We start from the raw sequence: 9587 nt of genomic DNA on the forward strand, positions 1-9587 counted from the left end.
GGCCAGGGACTGGCCTTGGTAAAATAACGGAGTTCTGTAAGTCAGGTAGCTGGAAATGCCAGCGCAACGTCCTGAATACTACTTCGTGGTCCCAGAAACCCGGTCATTTATGTCCGAGTAGTTTAAAAGAGGATTTGATGATAAAATAGAGTCAGAAAGGGTTTTTGAAGGGTAAGACTTTCTTGAGCTCATAATTCATGAATAGATGGGATATTTTAGTATGGAAATTGAATTTTTAGGAACTGGTGCCGGCTCGCCGTCAAAGTTCCGCAACGTGTCTTCGCTTGTCTTGAAACTTCTTGACGAAAACAATTCCGTCTGGATGTTTGATTGTGGTGAAGGAACTCAGCATCAGATTTTACGGACGACAATCAGGCCTCGAAAGGTTGATAGAATTTTTATCACTCACCTTCATGGTGACCACCTTTTCGGTCTTCCCGGCTTTCTCAGCAGTCGTTCTTTTCAAACTGGAGAAGAAGCGCGTCCTTTGACGATTTATGGTCCAAAGGGTATTGCGAGCTATGTAAGGTCATCGATGCAGGTCACGCAGACGAGACTGTCATATCCGCTTGAATTTGTTGAACTGACTGATGAAGGAACGGTTTTTGAAGACGATAAGTTTAAAGTCGAGTGCCGTTTTCTGGAGCACCGAATTCAGTGTTTCGGTTATCGAATTGAAGAAAAGCCTCATCCGGGGGAACTTCTGATTGACAAGCTGCGTGAAGACAAAATTCCGGCAGGCCCGGTTTACGGTCGCCTTAAAGCAGGAGAAACGGTTAAACTTGAGGACGGCCGTGAGATATGCGGTCAGGATTACGTTGGTGCTCCGCAAAAGGGGCGGATAGTGACGATTCTGGGTGACACCCGACAGACGCCGTCGATTTTGGAGCTGGCTGAAAATGCGGATGTCCTGGTTCATGAATGTACCTTTGGCCGCGGAGACTCGAGACTTGCCCGCAATTACTATCATTCGACCTGCATCCAGGCGGCAAACGTTGCTTTGAAAGCCGGCGTTTCAAAACTGCTGCTTAATCATGTTTCGGCACGTTATGTCGGACCAGGTCTTCATCAGCTGGAAAAGGATGCAAGGAGCGTTTTCAAAAACTGTCGCATTGTCAAGGATTTTGATGTTTACGATATTCCGTTTAAGAAGGGGGTATAACAATGGCAGGATATAAGGAATTGAAAAATTTGCAGGGACGCATTGTCTTGATAACCGGTGCTTCTTCCGGAATGGGCGAGCAGATTGCCTATCAGGCCGCAAGGAAGGGCGCCATCGTCATAGGCTGTGCGCGCCGGCTCGAAAAGCTGGAGGAAGTGGCGGCAACCTGTCGAAGGATATCGGGTCATGATGCGTATGCCTTTCAAGTTGACGTGTCGATTCCGAGTCAGATTGAGCGTGTCGTTGAAAAAGTCGAATCAGGCATCGGGCCGATTGACGTCCTGGTAAACGATGCCGGTTTTGGATTGATGAAAGAGGCTTTGGACTTTGACATGGCAATTGCCGAAAGAATGTTTCGCGTGAACGTTTTAGGATTGATGTACATGTCCAAATACGTTGCGCTTCATATGGCCGAACGAAGGCGTGGCGCGATTATCAACATTGCATCGATTGCAGGAAAGATTGCGACGCCCAAGGCCTCCGTTTATTCTGCAACAAAATTTGCGGTGCTGGGGTATTCAAACGCGCTTCGTCTGGAGTTGAAACCTTTTGGAATCAGTGTCCTAACTGTAAATCCGGGCCCCGTAAGAACTGATTTCTTTGATATTGCCGATGAGTCAGGACATTACCTTGATTCGATCGGTTCGCTTTCTCTTAACCCGGAAATCGTTGCCGAAAAAGTCGTCAAATCGATTGGAACGTCCAAAAGAGAGTTGAATCTGCCTGAATATATGCAGTTGGCTCATCATCTTTATGAGCTGTGTCCTCGCCTTGGAGACTATCTGGCAGGCGGAATTTTCAACAAGAAATAATTCATAGGGGGGGATTATTATGAAAAAACAGGGAAGATTGATCCTGGTTATCGTCTTATTGCTGATCGTCGTCATTTTCTCATGGCTCAACGTGAGGAACGTGACTGTCAGTTTCGGTTTTACTGAAGTGACGATGCCGTTAGTGGTTTTGCTCGTGCTCGCAGTTTTGATTGGCGCGGTGATTGCGGCAGCCCTGTCCGTTTCAACAATCATGTCTCAAAAAAAGAAAATCGATGAGCTTGAAAAAAGCCTTAAGGCCAATCGGACGATGAGACGCACAGATACTTCAACGATAAGTAAAAAATAGATAATTGAGGGATTAGTTTGATTGATTCAAGATATGAATGGAAAAAAGGACCGCAAGCTGATCAAGATCAGACGAAGAAATTAGCCGAGGCACTGAATTTGTCAGAGCTGGCGGCCGAAATCTTGATTAATCGCGGTTATGATACAAAAGAAAAAGCAGAGAATTTTCTAAAACCCGGGCCGGAAAATCTGCACGATCCTTATTTGATGCATGATATGAAAAAGGGAACTGACAGAATCAGGACCGCAATTGTTGAAGGACAGAAAATTACAGTTTACGGCGATTATGATGCTGACGGATTGACGAGCACGTCAATCATGTATGAAGCATTGACGCAGCTGGGGGCCGAATGCGACTATTATATTCCGAATCGTTTTGATGATGGCTATGGTCCGAACAAAGAGGCTTATAAACGTTTGATTGAAAACGGCACTGAATTGATAGTGACCGTCGATAACGGGGTTGCAGGTCATGAGGCGATTGAATTTGCCAGAGAACAAGGGGTTGACGTCGTAATTACCGATCATCACGAATTGCCGCAGGAGTTGCCGGATGCGTATGCGATTATTCATCCGAAAATTCCGAATGATGACGGTGATTATCCTTTTGGAGGTCTGTCCGGTGCTGGAGTAGCATTCAAAACGGCAACGGCACTGCTTGAAGAGATTCCGCAAGAGGCTTTGGATCTTTGTGCGATAGGAACCGTTGCTGATCTGGTTCCGCTGGTTGATGAAAATCGCGTTCTTGTCAAGTACGGGTTGGAGGCTTTGCGTTCAACGGAGCGGATCGGACTGCTTGCCTTATATGAAGAATGCGGCTTGAAGCAAGATGAAATCGATGAAGAAACAATCGGATTCAGTATTGCGCCGAATCTGAACGCCTTGGGAAGAATTTCCGATGCGACCGTTGGAGTCGAACTGTTGACGACAATGGATGAACAAAGGGCTTCGGAACTGGCCGAATCAGTACTTCAGCAGAATATGGAACGTCAGGGTCTTGTTAAGGACATCACTGCTCAGGCACAGGATCTTTTGAACGAAGAATCACAAAATCATCTTGTGAATCTTGTCTGGGGTGAGAAATGGCACGAAGGCGTTTTGGGCATCGTTGCCAGTCGTCTGGTCGAATCAACCGGGAAACCGACGATTGTCCTTGGAGTCAATCGCGATTCCGGCCTTGCCAAGGGGTCAGGCCGTTCCGTTGAAGCGTTCAACTTGTTTGACTCATTGGATGGGCATCGCGATCTTCTGGAAAAATTCGGCGGTCATCATATGGCGTGCGGGCTGACCGTTTCAGCCGATGAACTTCCGAAGCTTCAGGAGATTCTTGATCATGAAGCCAAAAAGCAGAATCTGGAATCTGCAGCAAAACAAGTAAAAGTTCTGGATGGTGATATTGATTTAAGCGAGATTAATCCTGAAATGATTCAGGAACTAAGCGTAATCGGTCCGTTCGGGACGAATAATCCCAAACCTGTTTTTTCATATCATGGCTACGTCGTCGAAGATGCAAAGCCAATGGGAAACGGAAACCATCTGAGATTGAATCTCCTGAATGATGAACGGACAGTGAAGGTGGCTGCCGTTTGCTTTGGGATTGGTGACAAGATTGCCGAACTTTTAGCAGATCCCCAGGCGATTAAGTTCATCGGCTCGTTGTCAATCAACGTCTGGCAGAATCAGCGCTATCCGCAGATCATGATTGAAGATTTCAAGAAATCCGGCATCTCGGTTGAGCTTTTGAGAACCAATAAGCTGGAACGGTCAATGTTTGCTGATAATATGACTTATGTCTTCTTCACAAAAGAATTATATGAAAAAGCCAGGCCGCATCTTTCAAAGGAGTCAGAAAGCGTGCTTGTCTGCAGAAATATGGATGCAGTTTCAGCAGACAAGGTTGCCTTTGTCGACTGCCCGATCAATTATGCACAACTGATGCATGGAATAAGGCATATCAAGGCCAGAAGCGTGCGCGCTATTTTCTACCAGAATGACAATTTGTATATGAATGGCATTCCTTCACGCGAGGTTTTTGCCCAAGTATATCGTAAGATCCGTAATCTGGATAATTATCCGATTACGAAAAACCTAGACAGAATCAGCGCATATTTTAAGATAAGGAAATCAGATTTGATTTTCATATTAAGGGTGTTTTTTGACGCTGGATTTGTTAAAATAGAAAATGGGTCTTTAAGTGGGATGAAGCAAATTAAGCACCATAATCTTGAAGACACCAAAACTTACCAGGCGCGTAAAAAGCGCATGGAAGTGGAACGGCTGCTTATAGCTGGTTCAGAAGCCGACGTGAAAGCCTGGCTCCTTCAAAACATGCAGTGATTGCAGCTGTTGGTGAAAGGAAGATTTACAAAATGGCATTAGATTTAAACAACTACATCGCAAGCATCCCGGATTATCCTGAAAAGGGGATTATTTTCCGAGATGTCACTCCATTAATGGCTGACGGCGAAGCATATCGTCAGGCAACGGACAGAATCGTTCAATTTGCCAAGGACAAGGGCGTTGAAATGGTCGTTTGTCCTGAAGCACGAGGGTTTATTGTTGGCTGCCCCGTTGCATATGAACTCGGCGTTGGCTTTGCACCTGCAAGAAAAGCCGGAAAGCTCCCAAGAGAAACGGTTGAGGCTAAGTACACGCTTGAATATGGTACTTCAGCGCTTTATATGCATAAGGATGCAATCAAGCAGGGACAAAAAGTCTTAGTCGTGGATGACCTGCTTGCAACCGGCGGCACGATTGGTGCGACGATTGATCTTGTCAATCAGCTTGGTGGTGAAGTTGTTGGCTGTGCCTTCATTATTGAGCTCAAGGCCTTGAACGGCCGCGAAAAGCTTAAAGGCTATGATACTTTGGCATTGTTGGAATATTAGCAACTAAAGCGACATTGACGAGGCGGAAGGACTTTTGGTCATTCCGCCTTTTTTGAAAGGGTGAACCGTCACAATGAAGAAACAGACTTTTGCGGTTATCGGACTGGGACGTTTTGGAGGAAGCGTCTGTAAAACTTTGGCCGATGCGGGACAGGAAGTTTTGGCAATTGACAAATATGAATCTCGCGTCAATGATTATAAGGATATTGCGACTCAGGCCGTCGTGGCTGATGCACAGGATGAAGATGTGCTGAGGTCGCTTGGCATCAGAAACGTCGATCATGTGATCGTTGCAATCGGTGAAGATATTCAGGCAAGCATTTTAGTGACTCTGATGGTCAAGGAACAGGGCGTTAAATACGTCACGGCCAAGGCTCAAAATGAGTATCATGCAAAAGTGCTTGAGAAGTTAGGCGTTGACCGGGTGGTTCATCCTGAACGAGACATGGGTGTTCGCATCGGGCGGAGTCTGACATCAAAGAATATGGTTGACTATCTCGATTTGGATGCCAATTTCAAATTGGCGGAGATATTGATTACAAATTCAGAGTTTGTCGGCAAATCATTGGCTGAAATGGATTTTCGTGATCGCTACGGGTTGAATGTCATTGCCCTGGCACACAGCAGGCAGGAGATGGTGCTTCCGTCTGCCGGAGACGTCTTGTCTGAAAATGACAGCATTCTGGTTGCCGGACCGACAAGAGCAATTGATAAATTTGAAGAATTGATGCAGAAGGGAAGATAGTTGAAAAGCGTTTTTTGATAAACTAAAAAGACAGTGCTGCACGTCAAACGTGGCACTGTCTTTTTTGCAGATTTTATTTGCGGCTTCTCTGTTTGCCGGCATTACGATTGGCCTTTGCCTGTTTCCTTGCAACGTCTGCTTTTGCCGGAGCGGGCGTTTTCGGCAGGACAACCTTCTTCTTAGGAGGGTTCTTTTTGAGTTCTTCAGCGATTTGCTGCTTGATCTTTGGCCTCATTGCATTGATAATCAATGTTTGAATGCAGGCGAACACGCCGCCGACGAAGAAGTACAATCCAAGTCCGGCGGGAGAAACGAAAGTCATCACCGTAATCATTGCAGGACTCATGAACATCATCATTTGCATCTGCTTACGCTGTTCCTTAGGCATTCCGAGCATGGAGAGCCAGCCTTGCAGGGCATAGGCCGCAAATGAAAGTACCGTCAGGATAATGCTGCTGTGTCCCAGGTTTATGCCGTAGAAATATGACTTGGAAAGTTCGGGCGAGTACTGGATGGCAGCATACAGAGCGGCAAAAATCGGCATCTGAATCAGGAGAGGGAGGCATCCGATTCCTCCGGTCATTGAAATGCCGTTGTCACGGTAAAGCGACATGAGTTCCTGACTGATTGCCATTTTTTCGGCATCTGTTTGAGCTGCCTGCTGGCGCTTGGCGATGTCATCCATCAATGGTTTGAGATGACTGATCTTTTCCTGCTGAATCGTTGCGTTTCTTGACTGCTTCAGCATGACGGGCATTAAAATCAAGCGGACGATGAACGTCAGCAGGATAATCGCCCAGCCAAGGCTTCCGCCCATGATGTTTGAAAGCCAGACCAGGAAATGCTGCGTTGGAACAGCCATGTAGTCATATACAAATCCGTATGGCTTTCCTGAACTCGTACGTTGAACACAACCGGACAAGACAACGGAAGCCGCAGTCAAAGTCGTGGCAATGGCCAACAATTTCTTCTTTTTCAAAGTATCATTATCCTTTCATAATTACAAGTATCCCTATAAATATATCTTAAAAAATGAATATTTTCAAGTTCAGCGGTACATGACGCTGAAACGAGAGTATTCCTTTGGTTCCATCTCTGAAACTTCCATTTCATCAACGCGCCCTGCCGGCGAAGGAGAGGATTCCACTCCGGCAATGAATTGGTCCAGTGAAGCTTCGTCAGTGCTCTGTGCTTCGATATAGACCGATCCGTCAGGCATATTGACGACTTTTCCCTTGATTCTCAATTTGTCGGCCAGCATCTTGGTGGTGTATCTGAAACCAACGCCTTGAACGAGTCCTTTGACAATAATCTTTACAGCCTTCAAAAAATCACCTCAAGTTAAATATCTTCATTCAAATTGTACCATAAATGAATTCTTGAGGAATGATGCGTTGAAGACATCAGAAATTGAACAAGAGGCGTAACTCACAACAGGGTAGTTGACCTTTCGGACATGTGATACAATTCTAAAAAGAGAATATGAAACGAGGTAAAGTGCTCTAATGAAGATTGGAATAGATAAAATCGGCTTTTATACGTCAGATATGTATGTTGACATGACTGAACTGGCAAATGCAAGAAACGAAGACCCGAATAAGTATCTGATTGGAATCGGTCAGGAAAAAATGGCGGTCATCCCTCCGACGCAGGACTCGGTTACCCTGGGGGCAAATGCTGCATTTAAAATCCTGACGGAAGAAGATAAAAAAGCAATCGATCTGGTTATTCTTGCAACTGAATCAGGCATCGACAATTCAAAATCAGGCGCAGTGTATGTCAGCCACCTGCTCGGACTTTCGCCTTATCTGCGGGCCGTGGAGTTAAAACAGGCTTGCTACGGGGCAACTGCAGCCTTGCAGCTTGCGAAGGGGCATGTGGCGCTCAATCCGGATAAAAAGGCACTTGTGATTGGCTCAGATATTGCGCGCTATGGCTTGCGCACAAAGGGTGAACCTACGCAGGGAGGCGGTGCGTGCGCGATGATTGTCGGACAGAACCCGCGTATCCTGGAACTTGAGGAAACTAGTGCGTGCTATATGGAGGACGTGATGGATTTCTGGCGTCCGTTCGATCATACAGAAGCACTTGTCAACGGCAAGTTTTCTGCAAATATTTATGTTGATTTCTTCAAGAAGGTCTTTTCGATATACCGGGAAAAAACTGGTGCCAGGCTTGAAGACTTTGCCGCCCTGCTGTTTCATTTGCCGTACACGAAACAAGGACTCAAGGGATTGCGTGCTGCCCTTGAAGGTGCGGATCCGAAAATCTGTTCGGAGCTTTCGCGCCAGTTCGAGTTTTCAAGAAAGTACGGGAGACTCGTCGGCAATTTGTACACGGGTTCGCTTTATCTGAGCCTGCTTTCCCTGTTGAACAATTCAGATAGTCTGCGGGCAGATCAGCGTTTGGGAATGTTCAGTTACGGATCGGGTGCGCAGGGCGAATTCTTCAGCGGAAGACTTGTTCCCGGCTTTGAAGGGATGCTTGATAAGACAGGCTATGAAGAGATGCTTGAAAAAAGGAAGAAAATTTCCGTTTCAGAATATGAAAGAATCTTTTCTTCGCTTGAGATGCGTGCAGAAAATCTTGAATTGAATATTGATGACGATCCGGCGGTATTTGTTTTTGCGGGAATTGAAGAATACGCAAGAAAATATTTGAAAAAATAAAATAATTCCCCCTTTATTTGCGCCTTTATCAGTATAGGAATTTATAAAGGGGGATTTTTCAATGACTGTTTTAAAAGAGGAGTTTTCGGATAAATTGGGACGTTTGTTCAGCCTCAGCCTGCGAATCAGGCAGGAATACGAGTATTTAACGGAAAACATGGACTGCACGCACGCAAGGGACATCCTTGAGCGCAAATATGTCAATCGTGCCAACGGTAAGCATGATGAAGGCTTTTATCTGACGGTGACGGCATCGCTTGCCTTTCTGGTTGATAATCGTTTTCCGGAAGGGGGCCTGGCAAGCGCGGTACCGATGACTGAAGCTGATATAGTTTTCATCAACGAGGGAAATGTCATGTCTCCTGTCAAATTCACTCAAAGACCTCATTCCATCTGTCCCTTCGAACCTTTGATCTTACGACTTTCAAAGCGCAGTCTCTTTGAAACCCATAATGGTTTTCGTTATCCTTACTTCGATCATTTGAGCAAGAAGCAGATTCGCAGCTTTAAGCAAAGATTTGGAAAAAATGCCATGGAATGCTATCATGCCATGCTGATTGATAAAATGATGACATTCAGGCGGACTTTCGTTTGTGTCATCGTCGAAGAAGATGCGACCGATCGATATCTTGGAGAGCAGTCGGCATTCGGCGCAAGGGTTGCACTGATTTGCAGACGTGAAAGAATCCCGTGCAGGCTGTTTTTCTGCGTCGGTGGAGTTGGCGATGCAATTACTCCGGAAATTGATGATTTCGGGGGAATATCTGCGTAATTCTTAAATTTTCATCCTCAATCTAAAAATATCGTTAAATTAAACGTCATAATTTTGTTTTTTGAGCTATTAACGATAAAATAGTATTATGAATACTGTATTTATGAATCGAGGGGAAAAAGATGGATAACTCAAACCAATTTGTCCTGGCTGATCATGGACAGGCAACGAGCGATTTGACAAATGAGATTAAAAATAAACTTGACTACTTGCAGTCGCTGGGAAGGGCAGTC

At 45.5% G+C, this 9587-nt stretch carries 10 protein-coding genes and 1 pseudogene; 9 read left to right on the plus strand and 2 right to left on the minus strand.

The window, feature by feature from the left end; translation table 11 throughout:
- Positions 1-220: 220 nt before the first annotated feature.
- The 6 genes from rnz (at position 221) to V7Z60_RS04410 (ending at position 5913) form a co-directional block, all read left to right on the plus strand.
- Positions 221-1162 (plus strand): ribonuclease Z, encoded by a 942-nt coding sequence (gene rnz, locus V7Z60_RS04385; protein ID WP_334116608.1) that lies wholly within the window; start codon positions 221-223, stop codon positions 1160-1162.
- 2 nt (positions 1163-1164) lie between these two features.
- On the plus strand, positions 1165-1974 hold the full coding sequence (locus V7Z60_RS04390; protein ID WP_334116609.1) for an SDR family NAD(P)-dependent oxidoreductase: 810 nt from the start codon (positions 1165-1167) through the stop codon (positions 1972-1974).
- A gap of 19 nt (positions 1975-1993) precedes the next feature.
- Positions 1994-2281 (plus strand): LapA family protein, encoded by a 288-nt coding sequence (locus V7Z60_RS04395; protein WP_334116610.1) that lies wholly within the window; start codon positions 1994-1996, stop codon positions 2279-2281.
- 17 nt (positions 2282-2298) lie between these two features.
- Positions 2299-4617: a single-stranded-DNA-specific exonuclease RecJ gene (gene recJ, locus V7Z60_RS04400; RefSeq protein WP_334116611.1), complete on the plus strand. Its 2319-nt coding sequence runs from the start codon at positions 2299-2301 to the stop codon at positions 4615-4617.
- A 32-nt stretch (positions 4618-4649) separates the two neighbouring features.
- A complete protein-coding gene (locus tag V7Z60_RS04405) occupies positions 4650-5168 on the plus strand; it encodes an adenine phosphoribosyltransferase (RefSeq protein ID WP_334116612.1) in 519 nt (172 codons plus the stop codon).
- A 73-nt stretch (positions 5169-5241) separates the two neighbouring features.
- Positions 5242-5913 carry a potassium channel family protein gene (locus V7Z60_RS04410; RefSeq protein WP_334116613.1) on the plus strand — a complete coding sequence of 224 codons (672 nt, stop codon included), beginning with the start codon at positions 5242-5244 and terminating at the stop codon, positions 5911-5913.
- A 73-nt stretch (positions 5914-5986) separates the two neighbouring features.
- Here the strand turns inward: V7Z60_RS04410 and yidC are convergent, their stop codons facing one another.
- Positions 5987-6892 (minus strand): membrane protein insertase YidC, encoded by a 906-nt coding sequence (yidC, locus tag V7Z60_RS04415; protein WP_334116614.1) that lies wholly within the window; start codon positions 6890-6892, stop codon positions 5987-5989.
- 69 nt (positions 6893-6961) lie between these two features.
- Positions 6962-7240, minus strand: a complete 279-nt coding sequence (locus V7Z60_RS04420) for an acylphosphatase (protein WP_334116615.1) — start codon at positions 7238-7240, stop codon at positions 6962-6964.
- 178 nt (positions 7241-7418) lie between these two features.
- Here V7Z60_RS04420 and V7Z60_RS04425 point away from each other — a divergent pair, with 178 nt between their 5' ends.
- From V7Z60_RS04425 to V7Z60_RS04435, 3 genes and pseudogenes are all read left to right on the plus strand, one after another.
- Positions 7419-8582: a hydroxymethylglutaryl-CoA synthase gene (locus tag V7Z60_RS04425; RefSeq protein ID WP_334116616.1), complete on the plus strand. Its 1164-nt coding sequence runs from the start codon at positions 7419-7421 to the stop codon at positions 8580-8582.
- A gap of 61 nt (positions 8583-8643) precedes the next feature.
- Positions 8644-9354 carry a hypothetical protein gene (locus tag V7Z60_RS04430; RefSeq protein WP_334116617.1) on the plus strand — a complete coding sequence of 237 codons (711 nt, stop codon included), beginning with the start codon at positions 8644-8646 and terminating at the stop codon, positions 9352-9354.
- A 122-nt stretch (positions 9355-9476) separates the two neighbouring features.
- Positions 9477-9587: pseudogene (locus tag V7Z60_RS04435) on the plus strand (exonuclease SbcC); the annotation flags it as partial.

It is taken from the genome of Ligilactobacillus sp., from assembly GCF_036846325.1.
Lineage (GTDB): Bacteria > Bacillota > Bacilli > Lactobacillales > Lactobacillaceae > Ligilactobacillus.

Excerpts from the sequence above, each read along its gene's own strand:
- V7Z60_RS04405 (WP_334116612.1), top strand. The coding sequence starts at position 4,650 with ATGGCATTAGATTTAAACAACTACATCGCAAGCATCCCGGATTATCCT.
- V7Z60_RS04410 (WP_334116613.1), top strand. The coding sequence starts at position 5,242 with ATGAAGAAACAGACTTTTGCGGTTATCGGACTGGGACGTTTTGGAGGA.
- V7Z60_RS04425 (WP_334116616.1), top strand. The coding sequence starts at position 7,419 with ATGAAGATTGGAATAGATAAAATCGGCTTTTATACGTCAGATATGTAT.
- V7Z60_RS04390 (WP_334116609.1), top strand. The coding sequence starts at position 1,165 with ATGGCAGGATATAAGGAATTGAAAAATTTGCAGGGACGCATTGTCTTG.
- V7Z60_RS04395 (WP_334116610.1), top strand. The coding sequence starts at position 1,994 with ATGAAAAAACAGGGAAGATTGATCCTGGTTATCGTCTTATTGCTGATC.
- V7Z60_RS04430 (WP_334116617.1), top strand. The coding sequence starts at position 8,644 with ATGACTGTTTTAAAAGAGGAGTTTTCGGATAAATTGGGACGTTTGTTC.
- rnz (WP_334116608.1), top strand. The coding sequence starts at position 221 with ATGGAAATTGAATTTTTAGGAACTGGTGCCGGCTCGCCGTCAAAGTTC.